Annotated in this window: 23 protein-coding genes; 10 read left to right on the top strand and 13 right to left on the bottom strand. The window is 65.8% G+C overall.

Features of this window, described 5'->3' with window-relative positions; genetic code table 11:
- Window positions 1-134 precede the first annotated feature (134 nt).
- The gene (locus tag MTBLM5_RS13155) at window positions 135-1,067 is read right to left on the bottom strand and encodes a histone deacetylase family protein (protein ID WP_173976559.1); all 933 of its coding nucleotides are present in this window, start codon (window positions 1,065-1,067) and stop codon (window positions 135-137) included.
- A gap of 97 nt (window positions 1,068-1,164) precedes the next feature.
- Between MTBLM5_RS13155 and MTBLM5_RS13150 the strand changes: the two genes are divergently transcribed.
- The 3 genes from MTBLM5_RS13150 to MTBLM5_RS13140 are packed head-to-tail and all read left to right on the top strand — an operon-like array spanning window position 1,165 to window position 2,765.
- On the top strand, window positions 1,165-1,908 hold the full coding sequence (locus tag MTBLM5_RS13150) for a TlyA family RNA methyltransferase (RefSeq protein ID WP_371814022.1): 744 nt from the start codon (window positions 1,165-1,167) through the stop codon (window positions 1,906-1,908).
- A 4-nt stretch (window positions 1,909-1,912) separates the two neighbouring features.
- Window positions 1,913-2,404, top strand: a complete 492-nt coding sequence (locus MTBLM5_RS13145) for an SOS response-associated peptidase family protein (RefSeq protein WP_173976557.1) — start codon at window positions 1,913-1,915, stop codon at window positions 2,402-2,404.
- A gap of 22 nt (window positions 2,405-2,426) precedes the next feature.
- A complete protein-coding gene (locus MTBLM5_RS13140; protein WP_173976556.1) occupies window positions 2,427-2,765 on the top strand; it encodes a DUF423 domain-containing protein in 339 nt (112 codons plus the stop codon).
- A gap of 55 nt (window positions 2,766-2,820) precedes the next feature.
- On the opposite strand, the gene MTBLM5_RS13135 is transcribed toward MTBLM5_RS13140, so the two are convergent.
- Window positions 2,821-3,351, bottom strand: coding sequence for a histidine phosphatase family protein (locus MTBLM5_RS13135; RefSeq protein WP_254431039.1), 531 nt, complete (start codon window positions 3,349-3,351; stop codon window positions 2,821-2,823).
- Between the two features lie 86 nt (window positions 3,352-3,437).
- Here MTBLM5_RS13135 and MTBLM5_RS13130 point away from each other — a divergent pair, with 86 nt between their 5' ends.
- From MTBLM5_RS13130 to MTBLM5_RS13120, 3 genes are all read left to right on the top strand, one after another.
- Window positions 3,438-5,582 (top strand): RNA degradosome polyphosphate kinase, encoded by a 2,145-nt coding sequence (locus MTBLM5_RS13130; RefSeq protein ID WP_173976554.1) that lies wholly within the window; start codon window positions 3,438-3,440, stop codon window positions 5,580-5,582.
- A gap of 7 nt (window positions 5,583-5,589) precedes the next feature.
- Window positions 5,590-7,095 carry a Ppx/GppA family phosphatase gene (locus tag MTBLM5_RS13125; protein ID WP_173976553.1) on the top strand — a complete coding sequence of 502 codons (1,506 nt, stop codon included), beginning with the start codon at window positions 5,590-5,592 and terminating at the stop codon, window positions 7,093-7,095.
- A gap of 144 nt (window positions 7,096-7,239) precedes the next feature.
- Complete coding sequence (locus MTBLM5_RS13120) at window positions 7,240-8,763, top strand: ATP-binding protein (protein WP_173976552.1); 1,524 nt, start codon at window positions 7,240-7,242, stop codon at window positions 8,761-8,763.
- A 54-nt stretch (window positions 8,764-8,817) separates the two neighbouring features.
- Here the strand turns inward: MTBLM5_RS13120 and MTBLM5_RS13115 are convergent, their stop codons facing one another.
- A complete protein-coding gene (locus MTBLM5_RS13115; RefSeq protein WP_173976551.1) occupies window positions 8,818-9,291 on the bottom strand; it encodes a hypothetical protein in 474 nt (157 codons plus the stop codon).
- A gap of 104 nt (window positions 9,292-9,395) precedes the next feature.
- On the opposite strand from MTBLM5_RS13115, the gene MTBLM5_RS13110 reads away from it, so the two are divergent.
- Both MTBLM5_RS13110 and MTBLM5_RS13105 read left to right on the top strand, forming a co-directional pair.
- Window positions 9,396-10,187, top strand: coding sequence for a flagellin (locus MTBLM5_RS13110; RefSeq protein ID WP_173976550.1), 792 nt, complete (start codon window positions 9,396-9,398; stop codon window positions 10,185-10,187).
- Between the two features lie 7 nt (window positions 10,188-10,194).
- Entirely contained in the window at window positions 10,195-10,560 is a 366-nt protein-coding gene (locus MTBLM5_RS13105) for a flagellar biosynthesis regulator FlaF (protein ID WP_173976549.1), read from the top strand.
- On the opposite strand, the gene MTBLM5_RS13100 is transcribed toward MTBLM5_RS13105, so the two are convergent.
- A complete protein-coding gene (locus tag MTBLM5_RS13100; protein ID WP_217425027.1) occupies window positions 10,557-11,855 on the bottom strand; it encodes a DUF1566 domain-containing protein in 1,299 nt (432 codons plus the stop codon). The two genes, MTBLM5_RS13105 and MTBLM5_RS13100, sit on opposite strands and share 4 nt — an antisense overlap.
- Before the next feature lie 327 nt (window positions 11,856-12,182).
- On the opposite strand from MTBLM5_RS13100, the gene MTBLM5_RS13095 reads away from it, so the two are divergent.
- Entirely contained in the window at window positions 12,183-12,578 is a 396-nt protein-coding gene (locus MTBLM5_RS13095; RefSeq protein WP_173976548.1) for a bacteriohemerythrin, read from the top strand.
- Here MTBLM5_RS13095 and MTBLM5_RS13090 read toward each other — a convergent pair.
- The 3 genes from MTBLM5_RS13090 to MTBLM5_RS13080 all read right to left on the bottom strand — a co-directional run bounded on the left by MTBLM5_RS13090 (window position 12,566) and on the right by MTBLM5_RS13080 (window position 15,943).
- A complete protein-coding gene (locus MTBLM5_RS13090) occupies window positions 12,566-14,329 on the bottom strand; it encodes an aminopeptidase P family protein (RefSeq protein ID WP_173976547.1) in 1,764 nt (587 codons plus the stop codon). The two genes, MTBLM5_RS13095 and MTBLM5_RS13090, sit on opposite strands and share 13 nt — an antisense overlap.
- A gap of 431 nt (window positions 14,330-14,760) precedes the next feature.
- Window positions 14,761-15,507 carry an AAA family ATPase gene (locus MTBLM5_RS13085; protein ID WP_173976546.1) on the bottom strand — a complete coding sequence of 249 codons (747 nt, stop codon included), beginning with the start codon at window positions 15,505-15,507 and terminating at the stop codon, window positions 14,761-14,763.
- Window positions 15,508-15,571: 64 nt separating this feature from the next.
- A complete protein-coding gene (locus MTBLM5_RS13080) occupies window positions 15,572-15,943 on the bottom strand; it encodes a peptidoglycan-binding domain-containing protein (RefSeq protein WP_173976545.1) in 372 nt (123 codons plus the stop codon).
- Window positions 15,944-16,891: 948 nt separating this feature from the next.
- Here MTBLM5_RS13080 and MTBLM5_RS13075 point away from each other — a divergent pair.
- Window positions 16,892-17,614, top strand: coding sequence for a reverse transcriptase domain-containing protein (locus tag MTBLM5_RS13075; RefSeq protein WP_173976544.1), 723 nt, complete (start codon window positions 16,892-16,894; stop codon window positions 17,612-17,614).
- Between the two features lie 67 nt (window positions 17,615-17,681).
- Here MTBLM5_RS13075 and MTBLM5_RS13070 read toward each other — a convergent pair whose 3' ends face one another.
- The 6 genes from MTBLM5_RS13070 to MTBLM5_RS13045 all read right to left on the bottom strand — a co-directional run bounded on the left by MTBLM5_RS13070 (window position 17,682) and on the right by MTBLM5_RS13045 (window position 22,376).
- A complete protein-coding gene (locus MTBLM5_RS13070) occupies window positions 17,682-18,638 on the bottom strand; it encodes an Rpn family recombination-promoting nuclease/putative transposase (protein WP_173976543.1) in 957 nt (318 codons plus the stop codon).
- 12 nt (window positions 18,639-18,650) lie between these two features.
- Entirely contained in the window at window positions 18,651-19,250 is a 600-nt protein-coding gene (locus MTBLM5_RS13065; RefSeq protein ID WP_173976542.1) for a hypothetical protein, read from the bottom strand.
- Window positions 19,247-20,905 carry an SWIM zinc finger domain-containing protein gene (locus tag MTBLM5_RS13060; RefSeq protein WP_173976541.1) on the bottom strand — a complete coding sequence of 553 codons (1,659 nt, stop codon included), beginning with the start codon at window positions 20,903-20,905 and terminating at the stop codon, window positions 19,247-19,249. Before MTBLM5_RS13060 ends, MTBLM5_RS13065 begins: the two co-directional genes overlap by 4 nt.
- On the bottom strand, window positions 20,902-21,291 hold the full coding sequence (locus MTBLM5_RS13055) for a hypothetical protein (RefSeq protein WP_173976540.1): 390 nt from the start codon (window positions 21,289-21,291) through the stop codon (window positions 20,902-20,904). The genes MTBLM5_RS13060 and MTBLM5_RS13055 overlap by 4 nt, the downstream gene beginning before the upstream one ends.
- 23 nt (window positions 21,292-21,314) lie before the next feature.
- Window positions 21,315-22,010, bottom strand: a complete 696-nt coding sequence (locus MTBLM5_RS13050; protein ID WP_173976539.1) for a transposase — start codon at window positions 22,008-22,010, stop codon at window positions 21,315-21,317.
- 225 nt (window positions 22,011-22,235) lie between these two features.
- On the bottom strand, window positions 22,236-22,376 hold the full coding sequence (locus tag MTBLM5_RS13045; protein WP_371814021.1) for a hypothetical protein: 141 nt from the start codon (window positions 22,374-22,376) through the stop codon (window positions 22,236-22,238).
- Between the last annotated feature and the right edge of the window lie 198 nt (window positions 22,377-22,574).

The raw sequence follows: 22,574 nt of genomic DNA, 5'->3' as shown, positions 1-22,574 counted from the left end.
AGCAACGCGCCTTCAATCTAAGGCGCGTTGCACCAGCGCCCATTGCGGGCGCGGCCAAGCGGCCGGATGGCCGCGCCCGGCGAGGGACTACAGAAAAATTAGACCATCGTGCCTCAGATTAAAGGCTCGATGGTCTAATATTCCATCAGGGCGCGGACATGCTCGCGCGTCGAGGCGGCCAGGGCGGGCAGGTCGTAGCCGCCTTCCAGCACCGACACCACCCGGTTGTCGGCAAACTCGCGGGCGACGTCCAAAAGCCGCTCGGTCGCCCATTTGAAGTCCGACACCTTCAGGCGCAGATGGGCCAGCGGGTCCTGGGCGTGGGCGTCGAAGCCGGCCGAGATGAAGACGAAATCAGGTTGGAACTGGCGTAGGGCGTGGATGATGATGTCGTCCCACACCTGGCGGAACTGGTCGGAACCGCTGCCGGCCGGCAAGGGGACGTTGACCATGCGGCCCTGGCCGCCGGTTTCCGCCGCCAGGCCGGTATTGGGATAGGCGTGCTCCTGGTGGGTCGAGGCATAGAAGGTGCCGGGTTCGTCCCACAGGATGTGCTGGGTGCCGTTCCCGTGATGGACGTCGAAATCGATCACCGCCACCCGCTTGTAGCCGTGGGCGTCGCGGGCATGCAGGGCGCCGATGGCGGCATTGTTGAACAGGCAGAAGCCCATGGCGGCGTCGCGCTCGGCGTGGTGGCCCGGCGGGCGCACGGCGCAAAAGGCGTTGCGCGCCTGCTTGGCCGCCACCGCATCGACGGCGGCGACCACCGCGCCGGCGGCCCGAAGCGCCGCGTCGCCCGATTGCGCCGACAGCAAGGTGTCGGGGTCGATGTGGTAATGTTCGCCGGCCGGCGGCACCACCGCGAAGACATGATCGACATGGTGCTCGACATGGGCGCGCAGCAAATGCTCGCGCTTGGCCTGGGGCGCTTCCTCACGCAGCAGCGCACCGAATTCCTCGCCCTCCAGCGCGGCAAGGATCGCCTTCAGCCGGTCGGCGCATTCGGGATGGTAGTCGCCGGTATCGTGTTCCAGGCAGACTGGATGCGTGTAGAGCAGCGTAGCCATGTCGTTTCTTCGGACGTCCTGCATTGATGTTTTTTCCATTCTCAATGAACCTATCGGCAATTGCCATAGGCGTTTTTCGAACAGGGGTATGAACACGGTGGGCGCAAAGCTTCGCATTGATCAATTGCTGGTTGACCGCGGTCTGGTCGAAAGCCGGGCCCGTGCCCAGGCGATGATCATGGCCGGGCTGGTGGTGGTGGCGGGCAAGAGGATCGACAAGGCCGGAACCACCGTCGCCCTGGACGCGGCCATCGATCTGAAGGGCCAGGACCATCCGTGGGTGTCGCGCGGCGGGCTGAAGCTGGTCGAGGCGCTGGACCGCTTCGCCATCGACCCGACCGGGCTGGTGGCCATCGATGTCGGCGCTTCGACCGGCGGCTTCACCGACGTCTTGCTGACCCGGGGCGCGGCCAAGGTCTATGCCGTCGATGTCGGCCACGGGCAATTGGCGTGGAAACTGCGATCCGACCAGCGGGTGGTGGTGCTGGAACGGACCAACGCCCGTCACCTGACGCCCGAACAGATTCCCGATCCGGCCGGCATGGTGGTGTGCGACGCCAGCTTCATCGGGCTGGAAACGGTGCTGCCGGCAGCGCTGGCTCTGGCCGCGCCCGGCGCCTTCCTGGTGGCCCTGATCAAGCCGCAATTCGAGGTCGGCAAGGGCCGGGTCGGCAAGGGCGGCGTGGTGCGCGAGCCCGAACTGCATGCCGAGGTGTGCGAGCGCATCACCGCCTGGCTGGCTGGCTTGCCCGGCTGGTCGGTGGTGGGCCTGTGCGAAAGCCCGATCACCGGCCCCGAGGGCAACAAGGAATTCCTGATCGTCGGGCGCAAGGACGGATAGGGACATGTGCTCGCGCTTCCAGCAATTGGGCCGCCGGGTCAGCCCCACCGATTTCGCCACGGTTCTGTTGGCCGGCGGCGACGGTCGGATGCGCTGGGGCCTGACGGTCGATTGGGACCGCCGGCCGCTGATCAACGCGCGGGCCGAGACGCTGGACCAGAAGCCGACCTTTCGCCGCCTGCTGGGCAACCGCCTGGTGGTCCCCGCCGATCTGTGGTGGGAATGGCGGGACGGAAGACGCTATCGGCTGGGGCTGGAAAGCGGTCTTGCCATGGGGTTCGCCGGCCTGTTCGACGGCGAATGCTTCACCATCGTCACCCGCCCGGCGCTGTCTGCGCTGGCGGCCATTCACGACCGCATGCCGGTGGTCCTAGGCGAAAAGGCCCAGGCCGATTGGCTGGCCGGCGGCGACGTGGCGACGCTTCTGGTCGAACCCGATTTGGCGTATCGTGCCGATGCCTGCGATCCAGTGCCGGCCCAGGGAGAGTTGTTCTGACCTTTTAGGGGGGGAGACGGTCATGCGCCTGTGGATCATCCTGGCCGGCTTGAACGGCCTGATGGGGGTGGCGATGTCCGCCCTTGGCGCCCATGCATTCCCCGGCAATCCGACGGCCCAGGGCTGGGTCAGCCTGGGCGCCCAGTTCCAACTGATTCACGCGGTGGCCCTGCTGGCCGGCGAACGGATGGCCTGGTCGGTCTTGCTGTTCAATCTGGGGATCGCTGCCTTTTGCGGATCGCTGTACCTGAAGGCCTTCGGGCTGGCCGATTGGCTGCCCGGCCTGGTCACCCCGGCCGGCGGGATGTGCCTGATGGCCGGCTGGCTGACCATGGCGATCTATGGCCTGAAACGGCGCTGATCTGGGGCGCGGGGAAAAGTCCACTGAGCGAAGCGAAGGACTTTCCTCCGAAGACCTATTCGTCGTCGTCGCCGCCCAGATCCTTGGGCCGCACGAAGGCCGCCAGGCGGCAGGTACCGGCCTGCAATTCGGCCCAGTGCTTGATCGGGCTGTCCAGCACCGCCAGCGTGCAGGTCGGGTACTTGGTCTTCAGCAGGGTCACCGCGCCTTGCTCGCCATGGCCGTCGCACAGGGAATCGGCCAGTTTCTCGATGCCTGGGTTGTGGCCGATCACCATCACCGAGTCCAGATGGTCGTCCAGCTTGCGCAGGCGGGCCATCAAATCGTGGCGGCTGGCCAGATAAAGCCCTTCCTCGATGCTGGCCGGCACGCCTTCCAGCAGCGGCTCGATCTGGGCCAGCGTCTCTTGGGTGCGTTTGGCCGCCGAACACAGGATTTCCGCCGGGCGCAGGCCGGCCTCGGCCAGGTGGCGGGCCATCAGGCGGGCGGCCTTGCGGCCGCGGCTGTTCAAGGCGCGGTCGAAATCCGCCAGGCCGGCTTCCCCCCAACTGGACTTGGCGTGGCGCAATAAATAGATGCGTCTCATTTCCGTCATCCTCGCGCTCATGACAGTTCCCCGGGAAGGATATATAAAGGGAGGACCGGACGCCACGCCCCTGGGGAGAAAATGTCGTGACGCATCAGCAGAACGTTGACCAGCCTGTGATCGACATCCAGTCCAAGGACCGTTTCATCAATCGCGAGCTGTCGTGGCTGGCCTTCAATTTGCGCGTCATCGAAGAGGCCTTCAACAAGCATCATCCCTTGCTGGAGCGGCTGCGCTTCCTGTCGATTTCGGCCTCGAACCTGGACGAGTTCTACATGGTCCGCGTCGCCGGCCTGAAAGGTCAGGTCGAGGCCGGGGTGATGACCACTTCGGAAGACGGGCTGACCCCGGCCCAGCAATTGGTGGCCATCAACGGCAAGGCCACCGACCTGTTGCACGCGCAAAAGGCCTGCTGGCGCGAATTGCGGACCGAGCTGCGCGATGCCGGCATCGCCGTAGTCGATCCGTCCGAACTGTCCAAGTCCGACATGCGCTGGCTGGACAGCCGGTTCATGGAAACCATCTTCCCGGTCCTGACCCCCCTGGCCATCGACCCGGCCCACCCGTTCCCGTTCATCCCCAATGCCGGCATCGCCCTGGTGCTGCACCTGTTCCGCTTGGATGACGGCGAGGTGCTGCGCGCCCTGGTGCCGCTGCCCCATCAGATCGAGCGTTTCATCCGCCTGCCGGGCGAGGCGATCCGCTTCCTGCCGCTGGAAACCCTGGTGATCTTGTTCATCGATCGGCTGTTTCCGGGCTTTCGCATGGAAGGCCAGGGCATGTTCCGGGTCATCCGCGATTCGGAAATGGACATCGACGAGGAAGCCGAGGATCTGGTCCGCGTGTTCGAGACGGCGCTGAAGCGCCGCCGCCGCGGCGAAGTGATCCGCCTGACCTTCAATTCCGGCATCTCCGAGGAACTGAAGAAGCTGGTGGTGGCCGAGGCCGACGCCAACGAGGGCGACGTCTATGAATTCGACGAACTGATCGGCCTGGTCGATACCAAGCAATTGATCGTCGACGAGCGGCCCGATTTGCTGTTCCCCCCCTACAACGCCCGCTTCCCCGAGCGCATCCGCGATTTCGGCGGCGATTGCTTCGGCGCCATCCGCAAGAAGGACATCGTCGTCCACCACCCGTTCGAAAGCTTCGACGTGGTGGTGCAGTTCCTGCGGCAGGCGGCGCGCGACCCCAACGTGGTGGCGATCAAGCAGACCCTTTATCGCACCTCGAAGGACAGCCCCATCGTCAAGGCGCTGATCGAGGCGGCCGAGGCCGGCAAGTCGGTGACCTGCATGGTCGAGCTGAAGGCCCGCTTCGATGAAGAGGCCAACATCCGCTGGGCCCGCGACCTGGAACGGGCCGGCGCCAACGTGGTGTTCGGCTTCCTGGAACTGAAGACCCACGCCAAGATCAGCCTGGTGGTGCGGCGCGAGGGCGGCGGGCTGGTGTCCTATGTCCATTACGGCACCGGCAACTACCACCCGATCACCGCCAAGGTCTATACCGACCTGTCCTTCTTCACCTGCGATCCGCAACTGACGCTGGATGCCGCCAAGGCCTTCAACTACATGTCGGGCTATGCCATCCCCGACAAGATGGAGAAGCTGTCGATCGCGCCCTTGCATATCCGCAAGACCATCTTGTCCCTGATCGACACCGAGGTCGAGTTCGCCCGGGCCGGCAAGCCGGCGGCGATCTGGGCCAAGATGAACTCGCTGGTCGATCCCAAGCTGATCGACGCCCTGTACCAGGCCAGCCAGGCCGGGGTGGAAATCGATCTGGTCATCCGCGGCATCTGCTGCCTGCGCCCGGGCGTGCCCGGCCTGTCCGACAATATCCGGGTCCGGTCGATCGTCGGGCGCTTCTTGGAACATTCGCGCATCATGGTGTTCGGCAATGGCGGCCGGCTGCCCAACCGCCAGGCCCGTATCTTCATCTCGTCGGCCGACTGGATGCAGCGCAACATGGACTGGCGGGTCGAGACCTTCGTCCCCATCGAGAACTCGACCGTGCACCGCCAGATCCTGGACCAGATCATGGTCGCCAACCTGAAGGACGTGGCGCAAAGCTGGATGCTGCAGCCCGACGGCACCTACAAGCGGGTGTCGCCCGACGGGTCCGGCTTCTCGGCCCACACCTATTTCATGACCAATCCCAGCCTGTCGGGGCGCGGCAGCGCTCAGGAAAAGGGGCGCAAACCTAAGCTGATCGTCGATCCGGGTAAATGAGCCGGCCATGAAGATCAGGCGCAAGCAAGAGCCGGTGGGAATCATCGATATCGGCTCGAATTCCATTCGTTTGTGCGTCTATGACGGCGCCGCCCGCGTGCCGGTGCCGTTGTTCAACGAAAAGGCGGTGTGCGCCCTGGGCCTGGGTCTGGGCAAGACCGGGCGGCTGAACGCCGAAGGGGTCGAGCAGGCGATGGCGGCGGTCGGCCGCTTCGTCGCCCTGTCGCGGGCGATGGAGGTCGAGTGGCTGGACATCCTGGCCACCGCGGCGGTGCGTGACGCCAGCGACGGGGCCGAGTTCGTCCGCCGCCTGGAAGCCACCTACGATGTCGAGGTCAAGGTGCTGTCGGGCGGGCAAGAGGCGCGGCTGGCGGCCATGGGGGTGATGTGCGGCATCCCCGACGCCGACGGGGTGGTGGCCGATCTGGGCGGCGGCTCGCTGGAACTGGTGACCATCAAGGGCGGCGACGTCGGCAAGCACGTCACCATGCCGCTGGGCGTGCTGCGCATGGCCGAGGCGGCCGGCGACGACCGCGACAAGGCGTCCGAGCTGATCGAGAAGCACCTGAAGAAGGTCAAGTGGCTGGCCGGCGGCAAGGGGCGGGCCTTGTACGCCGTCGGCGGCGCCTGGCGCGCCATCGCGCGGATCTGCATCAGCCAGACCCACCATCCGCTGACCGTGCTCGACACCTTCTCGCTCGAGCCCCGCGAGGCGTTGCGCATCATCGATCTGGTCGCCACCCAAAGCCGCAAGTCGATGGAAAAGGTGCCGGGCGTGTCGAAGAAGCGCCTGGCGGCCCTGCCGCTGGCCGCGCTTTTGCTGGATCACATCATCCGGGCGACGGCGCCGTCGCGGCTGGTCTTCTCGATCTACGGCATGCGCGAGGGGCAGTTCTTCAAGCGCCTGCCGGAACGCCTCAAGGTCCAGGACCCGCTGATCTCGGTGTGCCGCAACCTGGCGCTGATGAATGCCCGCTTCCCCGAACATGGCGACGAGCTGATGAGCTGGACCGGCGCGCTGTTCCCCGAAGACGGCCCCCGGGAATCCAAGCTGCGCCATGCCGCCTGCCTGGCGTCGGACATCTTCTGGAACGAGCATCCCGACTACCGGGCCGAACAGGCCTTCCTGAAGGTGCTGCGCCTGCCCTTCATGGGGGTGCCGCACCGCGACCGCGTCGCCTTGGCCTATACCATCCTGGTGCGCTACCAGGGCGCCGAAGACGGCCCGCACGGTGAAATGGCGGTGCAGATGCTGGACGAGGCCGAACTGCGCCGCTGCCGGCTGGCCGGGCTGGCGCTGCGTCTGGCCCATACCGTGTCGGGGGGCGCGCCCAATCTGTTGAAGCAGACCCGCCTGATCGCCGACAAGGGCGAGCTGGTCCTTGAGGTTCCGCCCGGTCATCCGGCCGCGCTTCTGGAAAACGACCGCACCTTCGACCGGCTGGCCCGGGCGATGGATTGCGAGCGGCTGGTGCTGCGCCGGGGAAACGCCGCCAGGGGAATCGAAGCTTGACTCTGCCCCGTGCATGATGAGAGTCGGCCGCCAACTTCCGTTATTCGTCATGGCCGGGCTTGACCCGGCCATCCACGTTCTCGGCCGGTGGATGCCCGGATCAAGTCCGGGCATGACGCGCCTAGAGGAACCTCGGAGAGAGGCATGACCGTAGCCATCGAGATGGGGAGCACGCAAGGCGGTCAGCCGGCGACCCTGGATCTTGAGGAATTGCTGGCGACCCGCCTGCTGGTGCAGGGCAATTCCGGGTCCGGCAAGTCGCATCTGCTGCGCCGCCTGATCGAGCAAAGTGCAAGGTGGGTCCAGCAGGCGGTGGTCGATCCCGAAGGCGATTTCGTCACCCTGGCCGAAAGCTACGGCCATGTGGTGGTCGATGCCGCCGCCCATACCGAAGCCGCCCTGCAGCAGGTCGCCGCCCGGGTGCGCCAGCACCGCGTCTCGGTGGTGCTGAACCTGGAGAATCTGGAAACCGAACGGCAGATGCGCCATGCGGCGGCCTTCCTGGGCGGCCTGTTCGATGTCGAGCGCGATTACTGGTTCCCCATGCTGGTGGTGGTCGATGAAGCGCAATTGTTCGCCCCCGCTGCCGCCGGCGAGGTGTCGGACGAGGCGCGCAAGGCCAGTCTGGGCGCCATGACCAACCTGATGTGCCGCGGCCGCAAGCGCGGCCTGGCCGGCATCATCGCCACCCAGCGCCTGGCCAAGCTGGCCAAGAACGTCGCCGCCGAGGCCTCGAACTTCCTGATGGGGCGGACCTTCCTGGATATCGACATGGCGCGCGCCGCCGATCTTCTGGGCATGGAACGCCGCCAGGCCGAGATGTTCCGCGACCTGGCGCGCGGCCATTTCGTAGCCCTTGGGCCGGCTTTGGCGCGCCGCCCGCTGCCCATCCGCATCGGCGACGTCGAAACCAACGGCCGCGCCGGCAACGCCCGCCTGCTGCCGCTGCCCGAGACCCAGCCCGGCGACGCCCGCGACCTGATCTTGAAGGCCGGCGCCTTCGAGCCGGCGCGTGCGCCCCTGGTGCGCCCGACCGCCGCCGACACCGCCCAATTGCTGGCCGAGCTGGCGGCGGCCCGGCCGCAGCCATCGCCCGGCCAGGCCCTGGTCGAGGCCGCCCTGTCGGCGCCGCCACCGCCGCCGCGCCCGGTGCCGCCCAAGGTCGAGCTGGATGTGGTCCTGCGCGAGGTGCTGTCCGACGAGGGCGCCCTGTTCCGCTCGGTGGCGCAGATCTACCAGGATTTCCTGGTCCGCTGCCGCAGCCATGGACTGAACGGGCGCACCCTGGACATGGCCGCCTTCCGCCGCCGTTTGGCGGTGGCCCGGGCCGGCCTGGCCGACCAGCCGGTCAGCGACGACCCCGAATGGGCCAGGGCCGAGAACCTGGCCGAGGCGATGGGCGAGGATATCGAGCCGGTCTTCCTGCTGCTGGCCCGTGCCGCCCTGGATCAGGCGGCCTGCCCGTCGAATGCCGCCATCGCCCGGGCGCGTGGTTCGCACAGTGCCCGGCGGGCCTTGGCCGTGCTGGAACACATGGAAAGCCGGGGGCTGATCGCCACCACCACCGACGCCTGGGGGGCGCGGATCATTCAGATTCCGTCATTGGGGTGGCAGACCGCACCGGGCAACCCCGATGCCGGCGACGAACCCGACATCGCCGCTAATTAGTTCCCCGGGGGAAAAGTACACCGAGGCGAAGCCGAGGGACTTTTCCCCGAACAGCTAATTAGCCGGCTTGTCGACCCGCTGATAGACGCGGCCGTCCCAGCGCAGCAACTGGGTGCCGGTGTCGATGGTCCGCCAGCCGCCGATGATTTCGGTGGTGGCGAACAAGGTTTCGTCGTCGCCCCACGACCAGCCGATGGCGTTCCACCCCTTCCTGGTCCAGTTGGCGACCAGGAACGGGCGGCCATGCTCGGCCTCCCAGGCTGGGTCATCGACCATCAGGACCAACTCGGCCTTGCCGTCCCCATTCAGGTCGAAGCGGCCGGCGCGGACCTTGTCGAGGCCAAAGCCGTGTTCGCCGCCGGCAAGGTAATGGTCCTTCCAATAGGTCTTGAGGGCGCTTTCCACGTCCCAGGGCTGCTCCGCCGATATCGTCATCATCGGAATTTGCGCGGCCGGGGGCGGCACCTCGTCGGCAAGCGACGGCGTGGCGAGAAGCGACAGGATCAAGGCGGCAAGGGGGGTACGCATGACGGGGCGGAGGATAGAAACAAGCCCGGCCGCCGTCAACGAAATGGCGCACGGGCGGTGAGGGTGGTATATTCGGCGAAACGTCTGAAGCAGGATTCGGCAGAATGCCCATCGATTCCGTGACTTTAAGCGCCAGCGCCCGCACCGGCCTCGCCTCGATCCAGCGGTCCAACGAACAATCCGCCGATCGCTCCCGCGCCCTGTCCTCGGGTCGGCGCATCAATTCCCCGCAGGACGACGCCGCCGCCTATCTGGCGGCCAAGGCCCTGACCGACAAGGCCAGCGACCTGGCCTCGGTCAAGGAACAATCCGCCGGTGCGGTCTCGGCGGTCAGCGCCGCCTTGGACGGCACCCAGGCGGTGGGACGCCTGATCACTCAGTTGCAAGGAATCGCCCAGTCCGCGCAAAGCACCGACAGCGCCGCCGAACGCGCCTCGTACGCCGAGCAATACAACGTTTTGCGCGACCAGATCGGCGCGGTCATCGGGGATGCCAGCTACCAGGGCACCAGCCTGCTGGGCGGCGGCACCTCGATTTCGGCCGGCGACGTGACGGTGTCGGCCCAGAATGTCACTGTCGGCGGCCTGGGCCTGTCGGCGGCGGCTGCCGACGGCTCGAATTTCGGCGATGCCCTGTTGGCGGAATTGTCCTCGGCGACCAGCACGCTGCGCCAGGCCCAGTCCAATCTGGGCAGCTCGGTCGCGGCGCTGAACATCCAGGCCGGCAATGCCGACAATTTGCGCAATGTCGCCGCCGAGGCCGGCCTGAAGCTGACCGAGGCCGACCTCAGGGAAGAGGCGGCGGGCCTGGCCGCCAGCCGGACCCGCCAGCAATTGTCTCAGGTCGGGCTGGGCATCAGCCGCGACCAGCAGAACTCGATCCTGTCGCTGTTCTGAGCCGGCGATGCGGCCGCCCGCGTCTCCGTATGGCGCCTATGAACGCATGCAGGCGACCGGCCTGAAGGGCCGCGCCGGCGAGGCGATGGCCTTCGTCAGGGCCGCCAACGCCCTGGAGGCGGCGTGTCGCAGCCCGGTCAGCCGGGCGATCCTGGACAATGCGCTGAAGCGGAACCAGAAGCTGTGGACCCTGGTGCAGATCGAGGTGACGGCGCCCGACCATCCGTTGCCGGCGCCCATTCGCGCCAATCTTTTGGACCTGTCGCGCTTCGTCGATCACCAGACCATCAAGGCCCTGTCCAGCGGCCGGCCCGACGACGCCCGTTGCCTGATCGAGATCGACCGCGAGATCGCCGCCGGGCTGATGGCTTAACCGCGCACGCAGCGGGCGGAATTGTAGATCCTGAGAACGTCGCCTTGCGGCCCGGCTCCGACCGGCAGGCGCGATTCGTCGCCGGATTTCGGGCTGGAACGCTGGGCTCCGGCGCCATGGACATCCAGCAGGCGGGTCGGACCACTGGCGCGCGAGGGCGGCCCGCCCATTCCCGGCGGCCCCATTCCCATGCCGGGCGGCGGCCCCATTCCCATCCCCGGCGGTCCGCCCATCCCTTGTGGGCCACCCATGCCCTGTGGCCCGCCCATGCTCATGTTCCCCATCGCTCGGCCGAAGGCCAGGTAGACGGCGAAATCGCCCGGCTGTCGGCCGTCCAGATGCGAAGTCGAGCTCCAGAAATAGGGCCAGTTGCGGCTGCCGTCGGCTTCGGCGATGGCGCTGATGTCGAAGATCGGGTCGATCGCCGCCGAGCCGGTGGCGTCGGGCGAGCGCGAGTAATCGACGATCGAGTGCAGTTCCTTGGCGTTGGGCAGGCGCCAGTCCGACTGGCCGGCCAAGTCCAGGTGATCGCAGAAGGCCAACGCGCCGGCCCAGTCCAGGCGGCCGCGATCGTGTTTCATCCAGGTCAGGCCGGTGGCGCGGTCGGCCACCGTGCCGTTGCCGTTATCGACGAAGTCGTTCCTGCCATAGGCCGGGTTGCCGCGCACCCAGCGCCCGTACCATTGCCGGCCGCCCGGACCGCCATTCTGCGGATAGCCCTTGATGCGGCCATCGGCGAAATTGACCCCGAAGAAGGCCGCTTCGCCCCCCATCACCCGGCCGGTGTAAGCGGTCGAGGTGACGTATTGGGCGTCGATGAAGCGGCCTTGGCGGGGATATTCGAAGGCGAAGGCGCGGGTGTCGAGATAGGGGCGGGCGTCGGCCGGCACCTGGGACGTGGATGGCGGGGCCGATCCGGTCGCGCCCGAGAAGTCGATCAGCGAATACAATTCCTTGATGGTCGGTACCCGCCAATCGGCGTGGCCGCCGACCCGGCTGGCGGCGGCCTTGCCCGGCGCTTCGCCGAACGAGGTACGCTCGAATCCCTTCTGCCACATCAGGCCGGTGACCAGATCGCTGACCGTGCCGTCGCCGTTATCGCGGTAATGCGGCTGATTGCCGCGGACTTGGCCATCCTGGCCGAAGAACGGGGCGCCCGGTGCCGGACAAGACGACGCGCCACGCGCGTCGAAGCATCCGTGCTGGCCGGTATCGACGATGGCATAAGGAAGGCTCTGGGCGGCGACCGGGCCGGCCAGAGCCGTCATGATCACGACAAGGAATAGCGGACGCATCCGACCCCCATCCGGAGAGAGGTAAACGGCCGTCCGGTCAGCCGAAATACAGAAGCCCCAGAATGGCGTTGATGGCGCCAGGTGTCATCGCAATCGCGATCTGCTTCAAGAACGTCGCCATGGCTTCCCCCATGCGTCTGCTTCATCAGCCATGCCATGATGCAGGGTTCACCGGGCAATGGAAATGGCGCGAAATAGTTAAAAACCGGATATTAAGTAGGGCATTTTATACCTGGGGATGAGGCTGCGTGCGCATATGAGGTTTTTCTTCCAAACGCAATCGAAAGTATATATTTTGCCGTCCGTTGGGCAGGGAAGGGCACAAGGATGCCGGTTTTGCAGTGGGATGACGGTCTGAATGTGGGGGTCGGCTTCATGGATGCCGACCATGTGGTGGCGGCCGAACAGATCAATGGATTGGCCGACGCGGCGGATGCGGCCCAGCGGGCGCCGCTGCTGGCGGCGTTCATCGACCATTGCCGCCACCATTTCGCCCGGGAAGAGGGCCTGATGGAAAAGACCGGGTTCTTCGCCCTGGGCTGCCATCGCGGCGAGCATCAGCGGGTGCTGAGCGAGTTGGCCGAGGTGCAGGCCAAGCTGGAAGCCGGCGAGTCGCTCGACGCCTATTTCCGGGACGATCTGCCCAATTGGCTGATGATCCACCGCAACACCATGGACGCCATTACCGCCGAATTCGCCCGCTCGGCCGGTTACACCGGATAGGTGGCGGCGGCCAGCCAGGCCTGCTCGGCCGGGTTCAGCAGCGGCGCCAACAGGGCGGCGACGCGGGCGTGATAGGCGTTGATCCAGGCGCGCTCGGACGGCTCCAGCAGGCTGGGCTCGATCAGGGTGCGGTCGATGGGGGCCAGGGTCAGGGTGTCGAACCCCAGCAAGGGCTTTTCGCCGCCGTCCGGCATGGGCCGTTCGCTCACCACCACCAGGTTTTCGATGCGGATGCCGAAGGCTCCGGTTTTGTAATAGCCCGGCTCGTTGGACAAGATCATGCCCGGCATCAAGGCCACGGCGGCGTGGCCCTGCTTGCCGATGCGCTGCGGACCTTCATGCACCGAAAGAAACGACCCGACGCCATGACCGGTGCCGTGGTCGTAATCCAATCCGGCCCGCCACAGATGCTGACGGGCCAGAACATCCAGTTGCGGCCCGGTGGTCCCGGCCGGGAAGACCGCGCTGTCCAGGGCGATATGCCCTTTCAGGACCAGGGTGAAGGCCCGCCGTTGCTGGGCGTCGGCGCCGCCGATGGCGATGGTGCGGGTGACGTCGGTGGTACCGTCGAGATACTGGCCGCCGGAATCCAGCAGGAACAATTGCCCCGGTTCCAGCCGGCGATTGGTGGACAGCGTCGAATGGTAGTGGACGATGGCGCCGTTGGGCCCGGCGCCGGCGATGGTCGGGAAGGACGGGCCGCGATAAAGCTCGCCCTGGCGGCGAAAGCTCTCCAGCCGCTCGGCCGCCGTCAGTTCGTCGATATCGTCCTGCGCCGCCAGCCAGGCAAGGAAGCGGACGATGGCGGCGCCGTCGCGGCGATGGGCGGCGCGGCTGCCGGCCAGTTCCACCGTGTTCTTGCAGGCCCGCGGCAAGGCGCACGGATCGGGGCCACGGTCGATGGCGGCGCCGGCCAGGGCGGTCAGCACCGCCTGCGGGGCGAAGGTCTGATCGATGCGGACCCGTCGGCCGGCGCGGCCCAGGGCGTTCAAGGCGCCGGCAAAGGCGGTCGGCGGCAAGATGGTGATCCCGCTTCCCAGATGGGCCAAGGTGGCGGAATCGAGACGGTCGGGTGCCAGGAACACCTGCACCGAGGAATCGGCGTGGGCGATGGCGAAGCCCAGGGGCAGCGGCACGAAATCGACGTCGGCTCCGCGCAGGTTCAACAGCCAGGCCAAGGATGACGGGTCGGTCAGCACCGCCGCGTCCAGCCGGTCGGCGGCCAGCTGTGCCGCCAGTTCGGCCCGCTTGTCCTGGGCCGACTTGCCGGCATGGGTGATGTCGTGCGGCCGCACCGGACTGGCCGGCGGGGCCGGTCGGTCGGCCCACACCGCGTCCAGCGGATTATCGGGGCACGATATCAGCTCGGCGCCGGCCTTCAGACAGGCGGCCCGCAACGCCTCGACCTGATCGACGGTGTGCAGCCACGGATCGAAGCCCAGCTTCTGCCCGGCGGTCAGGGCGTCGGCCACCCATTTCGGCGGCGGCTCGTCGATCAGGTGGCGGATTTCGAAGGCGGATTCATCGACCTCGTGGCGGACCTGCAGGGTGTAGCGGCCATCGACGAAGATGGCGGCGCGGCCTTGCAGCACCACCGCCATGCCGGCCGAGCCGGTGAAGCCGGTCAAAAAGGTCAGGCGCCGGGCCGAGGGGGCGACATACTCGCCCTGATGCTCGTCGGCACGCGGCACCACGAAGCCGTCCAGGCCCCGATTTGCCAGTTCCCTTCGCAAGTCAGCCAACGCGGTCATGGGCCATCCTCCTGCTTGCAGATATGGCCACAGGCAGGCGCGGTCGGCAATGGGGTGTTGGCGAGTAAGGACGATGCCTTCAGCGCGCACTTCCCGAACCTAGCGGGTTCTTGACCGAACCCCATCCACCAAAAAAGCCCCAGGGTGAGCCCCGGGGCTTTTTTGGTGGGGTGCTGGGGGCTAGTGGCGAACCTTCTCTTGTTGGAAATCAGGGCGTTATGATGCCTTGAGTCCGGGCATTTACTGGACTGTCACCGTAATCCTGGACTGTCACCGTAATCCTCACCGTAATCCAGCAGGTACAAGCCCCGCTGCTGTCCATCCAGGCGGTTGTAGAACAGCGCCAGGAAGGGTTCTTCGTGGCTCTGATGATGGAGGTGTCGTCCGCCGGAATAGACGCACGCCGCGTTCACTGCGGGGCCGTTGGCGGATCACGCGTCATGAAACAGCTCGTGAATCGCTCTTTGGGGATCGGCCAGAAACGCTCGGGTGACGCGAAAGTGCTCGGTTTCCTCCAAGCGCACTGGATGGATCGCTCCGCCGTCCAGAGACAGCAAGGACGCGTCCGGAAGCGCCATCAGGATGGGTGAATGTGTGGCGATGATCGCCTGTACCCGCCGGCTGGTCTGCCAGTCGCGCAAGATTCGCAGGAACGCCAACTGTCGGGTCGGCGACAAAGCCACCTCGGGCTCGTCGAGGATATAGATAGCCCGCCCGGTACTCCCCAATCGGTTTCCGAACAACGCCAGGAACGATTCTCCGTGGCTCTGGGCATGCATGCATCGGCCACCGTAATTGTCGAGGTCGGCCACGGTGTCGATATACGTCGCCAGCCCGAAAAAGCTCTCTGCCCGGAAGAAGAATCCATTCGACACTTTGGGCAACCATGACAGCCTGAGGGCTGAAGCTAAATCGCCCCTCCCTCCTTCCGGGCCAGGGCGATGGTCCTGGCTGCCACCTAGAGCAGGAAAGCCGGCTGCTGCTGCGATGGCTTCTAACAGGGTCGATTTTCCCGAGCCGTTCTCACCGACCAGGACCGTGATTGGCGCATTGAAGTCCAAGGCGAAATTTCCGCCTGCCAGAAATGGCAATGTAGTGAATGGGAAGCCCGGCGTGCCCCGTTCTGGAAGCAGGGCAACGCGCCTCAGGAACGGAGCGAACAATTTGTCGTGCTTCACACCACTTCTCCCGGCTCAACCCTGTCACCGTAGCGACCAAGCGGACGACAGGGTACCAACTCGATCATTTATTGACGCAATTGAAGCAGAGAGTTGGGGAAAAGACACCCCCATGCAAGGCACCGCACCGGGTGCAAGTATAGCTCGGCGAACGCTCCGGGTCGTCCTCACCCCCTGGGAGACCGCCAAGGCGAGCATTTATCGCCCCTTCGGTCGGCCCGCCAGGGCGCATGAGCGCATCGACCTTCAGGCCGTTGTCCTTCTGGAACGAGCGGATGCCATTGAACATGGCGTCGTCGGTCCAGTCGTCGATGCCTCGATGGGGTGGAACGTCGTAGTAACCAAGGTGGTTGAGAGCCCGCTTGGTGTTCATGATGTCACCAGGATCGACACGATAGTTCGTTCCCATCGGATCCTTCAGTTTGAACCAGGACATGACACATCTCCTCGTGTGCCTCCCATCTATCGACGGCAGGCGCATCGGCAGGCACCGGGACAAGGCCCGATGCGATTGAAACCAATGATGAGCGGATGCTGTCCGTCGGTTCTCCGCCGTGATCGCAGGCACGGCGGGCCGCAGGCTCACCCGAGGAAGAGTGTTGTCCAGGGCGGTTCTCCAATGCTTTGCGAGAGCAATGGGCCGTCGGGCACTCCGGCATCTTCTTTACCTGAAGGGTGCTGCGCCGTCAAGAACATATTGCGAACATGGATGCTCGCAGAGAATCGGTCCGCCGGAGCAAGCGTTCTGCCCCATGTTTGAGGATGGGGGTGCTGCGGTGACCGTGGCGGAGGGAGTGGGATTGCCGCCTTCGGCGTCGTTCGGGCGCGCGCCATCAGCGCGCCCTCACCGAACCCAGCGGGTTCTTGACCGAACCCCATCCACCAAAAAAGCCCCAGGGTGAACCCCGGGGCTTTTTTGGCGGAGGGGAGGAGGCCGCAAGCAAACCTTCTCTGTGCGCCGGGAGACCGGCAGGTGGTAGCAGATGCAAGTTCTGTACGTCGAAGATGTAGCCGATCACGACGACCCCGAGTCATGCGTCGTCATCCGTGAGGGTGGGGGCGAAGCGTTGACAGGGGCACATGTGGGCTGGGTATTGAGCCGCGAAATGTTGAACAACCGGGACGCCGACGCTGTGGAGAAGTGCGGAAGGCAACACGAGGCAGGGCGCCATGGCGAGTCCTGCACCGGCCCGGCGTGGTCAGAGACCCCATGCACGCATGGAAACCACCTGCACGGGAACCGGGAGATCCCTGGTCCGCCCACTGGCGATGATGCCAATGGGCCGCGGCGGGAAGGCTTCGGCCGTACTCCGCCGACGCACGGGCCGGGGAAGTCATACCAAGTCCCACTGATCAGAACCCATGCGCCCATTTGCGAAGCCCAATGGACATCTATCTGCACTACGTCTACGACCTGTGGGTGGAGCAATGGCGGCGGCAACGGGCGACCGGGCCGATGATCGCCATCCGCTACGCGGATGATACGATCGTTGGTTTCAAATTCCCCAGCGACGCCGACCGTTTTCTCCGCGACCTCAAGGATCGGCTGGCAAAGTTCGGCCTGGACCTGCATCCCGATAAAACCCGTCTGATCGAGTTCGGCCGTTATGCGGTCCACCATCGAGCGGCGCGGGGCTGTCGGAAGCCGGAGACCTTCGACTTTCTCGGGTTCACGCACATCTGCGGAACCACGAAAGAAGGATGGTTCATCCTGATGCGGCACACCATGCGCAAGCGGATGCGGGCCAAACTCCTGGAGATCAAGGAGTCGCTTCGGCGAATGCGCCACCTGCCGGTGCCCGACCAGGGGCGATGGCTGACACAGGTGTTGCGCGGCTATTTCGCGTATCACGCAGTGCCCACCAACGCCCGCGCGATCTCGTCGTTCCTGCACCATGTCACCCATCACTGGTGGCGGTCGCTCCGGCGTCGCAGCCAGACGAAGCGGCTGAACTGGAACAGGATGGCGCGACTCGCGGCAAAATGGTTGCCGGCCGCCAGAATCACTCACCCCTATCCCGACAAAAGGTTCGTCGTCAAACACCCAAGGTGGGAGCCGAGTGCGTTAGCAGCGCCCGCTCGGATCTGTCCGGGGGGCGCGGGGTAACCCGCGTCCCTACCGGGATGCCGTAATATCAATCACGTGCTAATGACAATGACGCAGCCAAACACGGTCAGTTCGTGCCGTTGAACAGTACATCCAGGCTCGGAGCATCCATCAGGCGGTCAAGCCAAGTCTCGACCGAGACGGTATCGGCAGCCAAGACGCGAGCCCGCAGATCGGCTGGCAGCGGACCGAACCGCCTCTCAACGAGGCGAATGAGAGCCTTGGCTTCACCCTCGGCGCGTCCCTCGGCGACCCCTTCCGCCTTCCACCGCTTTTTCCAGGTCTCGCCCAGATTCGCCAACATTGATCGCATCTCCAACATATCACCAGGCACGATCACCGAAGCCTCGTAGCCTTCAATCGCCTGCCGCACCAACTCGGTGAACAGGCGCTTGAGTTCATCGTAGCCCGGATGGCGCCGGAACCACCCTACCACATCATCGATCAGTCCAGCCAATTCTTCCGGCTCATGGGGGTGCTCAAGCCGGAACAACAGCGCGGCCAGACTGCCGCAGACAGCCAGTTCGTTCTCGGGCACCGCACCCATGTCGAGAAGATGGCAGCGTGCCAAAGGCTGCCAAGGCCAGAGCGGCGAATCCTGGGGCAGCGCGATCATCGGCGTCGTCTCGGCCGGGGCTGCCCAGCGCGGCTCGCCGTTGTAGAGGACCAGGGTCAGCACCGGCGGCAGGCGGTCGCCGGGTTTCAGCTTCCTTTCTGCAATCAGGTGCTGCCACAGCAGGCCCTCGTAGACCTGGGTCCGCACCGCCATCCACCAGTCCACCGTGGACTGGAACTCGCACAGGATATACAGGACCACATCCTCGCCGCCGGCTGTCGGAATGCGCCAGATGATATCGCCTTCGCGGCGCTTGCCGTCGCGGTCGTGGAATTTGGCGTTGATCCGCTCCATGCCGGCGAAGTCCAGCCCCATCGCCATGGCCTCGGGCACGAAGTCGCGCACGAGTTGCTCCGCCATCAGCGGATGGGAGAACAGGCGGTGGTAAAGGGCGTCGGATCGGGACATGGCTTCCGTCTATCACGGCGAGCCGGGGCTGTCACCGGCCGCCGGCAGATCGGCGGCGCACCAGCCCTGCCCGGAAGCACGGTCGTACAGCGGCACCGCCCCGGCCAGGACATCGGGACTGGGCCGGAAGCCATCGACAACCTTGTTGAAGGGGATGGTGCCGCAGCCGGGCGTCCGGCAGTCGCGCTTGCCCTTGGGGCATTGGGCGAACGCGCACAGGCGTCCGAGGTAACGGTCGCTGCCCGGCTCGAACAGGAAGGTGTCCACCTGATGATTGGCAACCCTGATGCCGGAGCCGGACTCGCAGGCCTGCCGCAAGGCGAGGTCTCGGGCACGGCGCATCTCGCCAAGACGGTCCTGGCGGTCGAGCCAGACGGCGAGATCCAGATCCTTGCACTCGTGCCACAGTTCGATGCAGTGGTGGCGGAAGGGCTGGAAGCGCGGTACCTCTTTCCACAAGGGTTTGGCCACCGAGCCGATCAGGGCGACGGCCGACACCTCGGCGAAGGCGCGCCATGCCGCCACCACCACGTCGGCGGCGGCACGGAATTCCCGTTGACGGGCCAGCAGAGCGGTGTTCTGCTGATCGATCTCGGTGCGGCGGACGGTCATTTCCCCAGCAGTTTCATGAAGTTGCGCTTGGCCTTGAACCGGGCTTTCAGGTCCAGGACATGGGCCGCCTGTTCCGCCGCATCGCGCAAGGTCGCCATGCGGGTGAGCAGGGCGCAGGCTTCCTCGTAATTGGGATTGCCGCCGGCCGAGACCAGTTGGTCGATGCGGGCGCCGTAGACCGCCAGCGCCTGCTTGGGGTGGGTGGCCTCGCTGGCCCTGGCCAGGGTTTCCTGCAATCCGCCGCTGGCGCCATGGGTGCGAACCGCCTCCCATGCTTCGGCGAATAGGGATTCGGTCATCAGCACGCCGATCAGCAGGTCGGCCGGCCAGTCCCAACGCGATTGCGGGGCTTTCTCCAGCCGTGCCCGCAAGGTGGCCAGGGCGCGGTCGCGGGCAGGTTCTCCGCCGATGTCGCGCAAGGATCGGTACAGGTCGAGGTTGGGGCGCTTGTCGAAGGCCTGCCACAGCAGGGTTTCGGCCTCGCTGGCCCGACCCGCCTTGAGATGGAGGTCGACGGCGAAACCCACCAGCCGCTCGTCGGGCGGATCGTCCTCGAACAGCCACAATCCGTCCTCGGCATGGCGAAGCGCCTCGGCCTCGCGACCATGGGACAGGCAGAACTGGGCCAGATTGAGGTATTGCCACGGCGAGGTCAGGTCGTGAGACCGCAGGCCGACGCGGGCATCGACATCGCCATCCCGCTCGGCGAAAAAGTCCATGATCCCCGCCAGCCGGCGACGCTGGCTGGAAAAGTCGTCCCGGACCCGTCTTCCGGCCGGCAGGGACGGGATTTTCGCCCAGGCATCCGTGGCGAGGCGGCGGAATTCAGCCAGTCCCGCCTCTCCCAGCACGTCGGCGTATTCCGCGGCGGCGCCGTGGAAGGTGTCCCAGTCGCCCTCCACCTCGCGGCGGAACAGGTCGCGGGCAAGATCGACCGGATCGCGGCGGGCGGCACGGCAGGCCGCCCGATGAATCTCCTGCGCCCGCTCCATCAGACCACCGCACCAGCCATCGGAATCGTCGATCTCGTGGATCGCCGCCTCGAGACGGGACAGGGCGACATTGACCAGCCGCAGGGCCAGGGCAGCGCGCCCCTGCGGCACCAGGGCGGCGACGCGCTCCAGAACCTCCTCCACCTCGCCGGCCCAACCGGCGACTTCGCGGTAGTGGACGAAGCCGTCGGTACGGGTGGCGTCCTTGATCGCCTTGCGATAGCGGGTGAACAGGGTGTCATCGTCGTCCGAGGCGGCGGTCGCCTCCATTTCCAGGCGCCGGAACAAACCTTCGTCGCGCTCGGCCAGGTCGAGAACCAAAGCCGCCAGGGTCTCCGGCCCCAGCGACAGCAGATGGCTGCGGATGCGCCCCAGGGTGCTGTCGCCGACTTCGCCTGAATCGTTGGCGGTCAGGGCGGTCGCCACCAGATGCTTGCAAAAGCCGAAATCCGCGAAGGCGGGGCACGAGCAGTCGCCGCCGATCTCGTCGCCCGATCCGGTCAGTACGGCGCGGTAGTTTTCGCTTCCCGACACCCGCGCCACCACCCGGGACGGCTCGATCGCCAGGATCGTCACCTGCCCGGCCTGGTGATAGGCCTGCCCGCGAGCGAACACCTTGTCGCCGGCCAGGTCGCGCAGGGCCTCGACGTCGAAACGGGTCATACCGGCTGCACCAGCCCCTCGGTCTCCATCAGCCGAAGTGCCTCGGCGAGGGGGACGCCAGCCTGGAAGCACCACCATTGCCCGGTATGGCGGTGCCACATCAGATCGAAGCGATCACCGCCGACATGGTCGAGGCGGGCGAAGGCGGCATCGAACTCCTCGCCCGTGTTGTCGGCAAAGCCGGAGCGATAGCGCTGGATGAAGCTGTACTTGTCACCGCGCCATTTGCCGGTGATGGCCACGGGGTAGTTGAATTCGGTCGGGCGGATCTCGGGCAGGAACCTGGGGATCAGCACTTCGGCGATGAACCGCTCGCAGGTGGTGGCGATTGCCGCCTTGTCGCCCTTGCTCAGAACCTTGACCCGAACCCACTGTCGTTTCGCCATGTCGTCCTCCCCGAGGCAGACCATCATGCCGGAAGTGGCGGCAGGACGCGATCACCGGCTTTCGGCTTTGGCTTGGGGCCGCGCCTAGCCGGCTTGAGCGAGCGTCCGCATTGTTCTTCCAGGGCCGAGAGAAAGCCGTCGTCTCCCAGTGGACGCCCGATGGTCTCGGCCTGACGCAGGCGCTTGACCGCCGCCGCGTCGGTCGGAGCGTCGAGAAAGGCGGCGAAATCAGGAAACCGCGACAGGATGGGGGCCAGTGCGGTGATGCCGTCATCGGTCGCCGCCAGATGGGCGTGGACGCTGGACCAGGCCCAGTCCCGGGGCCGCTCGGCCAATCCGGCACGCACCGGGTTGAAGGCCACATAGCGCAGGGCCGCGGCGAGGTGGGCCTCGTCCATGACGACGGCGCCATAGCGTCCCTGCCAGAAATGGCCCGTGCGGAGAAGTCGGGCGTGAACATGGCCGGCGTAACGACGATGCACGGGGGCAAGGGCGCGGCGCAATCCGTCGGGATCCGAAGGGGTCAGGATCAAATGGACGTGATTGGGCATCAGCACCCACGCCCACACCTCGACTGCGGCGGCGCGGCACGATTCCGCCAGCAGGTCCTGGTACAAGGCATAATCGTCGTCGCAAAAGAACACTCGCGCACGACCGTTGCCGCGCTGGGTGACGTGGTGGGGCAGACCGGGAACGACAAGGCGGGGCAAGCGGCTCATGACACACCGTGACACGGACCCAGGCTGGAGTCAATTCCGTGCACTGTCACCGTAATTCTGCCCATGGGTCAATATCCTTGCACGCAATGGGTGATAGCTTAACAGATTGTCCGAATTTCCGGGGCCACCTCTCTCAGCGCAACATCTTGTTGGGCGCGCCAATCCGAAAATGTCCGCCTCGGTGCCGACCACCGAATCAGGCCCATCGGCCAACCCCGTGAGCAATTACCGCCGTACCGCCTTGGCCAGAACCGGACGGAAGATTTCGAAATCAACCGTCGCCGATAGCTTCTCCAGCGGATCGCCCTCGGCCGAAAGCTCGGCCAGACGGTGCTCGATGTCCCAGAAACCAGCCTGACCCTTCATATCCGCCCCCCGTCCCGTCACATGGAAAGGGAATCACGAAACTCGGGCCGACGCCAGTTTCCGGAGGTGTCCAGATTGCTACGCGTTGGGAACTGGTATCCATGTTCCTTCAGCAACATAATCATCACTACCAAGCAGCAAAATAGGTGCTTCCTTATAATTAGACTGATGCTTGTCTATGGTTTTTTCATAAGGGCA

Source organism: Magnetospirillum sp. LM-5 (genome assembly GCF_902729445.1).
Lineage (GTDB): Bacteria > Pseudomonadota > Alphaproteobacteria > Rhodospirillales > Magnetospirillaceae > Magnetospirillum.
This window is presented reverse-complemented; position numbering and strand designations above follow the sequence as displayed.

Bases quoted from the DNA above. Each gene is read 5' to 3' on its own strand.
- MTBLM5_RS13095 (WP_173976548.1), top strand. From the start codon at position 12,183: ATGCCGGTTTTGCAGTGGGATGACGGTCTGAATGTGGGGGTCGGCTTC.
- MTBLM5_RS13065 (WP_173976542.1), bottom strand. From the start codon at position 19,250: ATGACCGTCCGCCGCACCGAGATCGATCAGCAGAACACCGCTCTGCTG.
- MTBLM5_RS13080 (WP_173976545.1), bottom strand. From the start codon at position 15,943: ATGTCCTGGTTCAAACTGAAGGATCCGATGGGAACGAACTATCGTGTC.
- MTBLM5_RS13060 (WP_173976541.1), bottom strand. From the start codon at position 20,905: ATGACCCGTTTCGACGTCGAGGCCCTGCGCGACCTGGCCGGCGACAAG.
- MTBLM5_RS13090 (WP_173976547.1), bottom strand. From the start codon at position 14,329: ATGACCGCGTTGGCTGACTTGCGAAGGGAACTGGCAAATCGGGGCCTG.
- MTBLM5_RS13055 (WP_173976540.1), bottom strand. From the start codon at position 21,291: ATGGCGAAACGACAGTGGGTTCGGGTCAAGGTTCTGAGCAAGGGCGAC.
- MTBLM5_RS13155 (WP_173976559.1), bottom strand. From the start codon at position 1,067: ATGGCTACGCTGCTCTACACGCATCCAGTCTGCCTGGAACACGATACC.
- MTBLM5_RS13045 (WP_371814021.1), bottom strand. From the start codon at position 22,376: ATGAAGGGTCAGGCTGGTTTCTGGGACATCGAGCACCGTCTGGCCGAG.
- MTBLM5_RS13120 (WP_173976552.1), top strand. From the start codon at position 7,240: ATGACCGTAGCCATCGAGATGGGGAGCACGCAAGGCGGTCAGCCGGCG.
- MTBLM5_RS13145 (WP_173976557.1), top strand. From the start codon at position 1,913: ATGTGCTCGCGCTTCCAGCAATTGGGCCGCCGGGTCAGCCCCACCGAT.
- MTBLM5_RS13070 (WP_173976543.1), bottom strand. From the start codon at position 18,638: ATGTCCCGATCCGACGCCCTTTACCACCGCCTGTTCTCCCATCCGCTG.
- MTBLM5_RS13110 (WP_173976550.1), top strand. From the start codon at position 9,396: ATGCCCATCGATTCCGTGACTTTAAGCGCCAGCGCCCGCACCGGCCTC.
- MTBLM5_RS13105 (WP_173976549.1), top strand. From the start codon at position 10,195: ATGCGGCCGCCCGCGTCTCCGTATGGCGCCTATGAACGCATGCAGGCG.
- MTBLM5_RS13125 (WP_173976553.1), top strand. From the start codon at position 5,590: ATGAAGATCAGGCGCAAGCAAGAGCCGGTGGGAATCATCGATATCGGC.
- MTBLM5_RS13140 (WP_173976556.1), top strand. From the start codon at position 2,427: ATGCGCCTGTGGATCATCCTGGCCGGCTTGAACGGCCTGATGGGGGTG.
- MTBLM5_RS13100 (WP_217425027.1), bottom strand. From the start codon at position 11,855: ATGCGTCCGCTATTCCTTGTCGTGATCATGACGGCTCTGGCCGGCCCG.
- MTBLM5_RS13050 (WP_173976539.1), bottom strand. From the start codon at position 22,010: ATGAGCCGCTTGCCCCGCCTTGTCGTTCCCGGTCTGCCCCACCACGTC.
- MTBLM5_RS13115 (WP_173976551.1), bottom strand. From the start codon at position 9,291: ATGCGTACCCCCCTTGCCGCCTTGATCCTGTCGCTTCTCGCCACGCCG.
- MTBLM5_RS13075 (WP_173976544.1), top strand. From the start codon at position 16,892: ATGGACATCTATCTGCACTACGTCTACGACCTGTGGGTGGAGCAATGG.
- MTBLM5_RS13135 (WP_254431039.1), bottom strand. From the start codon at position 3,351: ATGAGACGCATCTATTTATTGCGCCACGCCAAGTCCAGTTGGGGGGAA.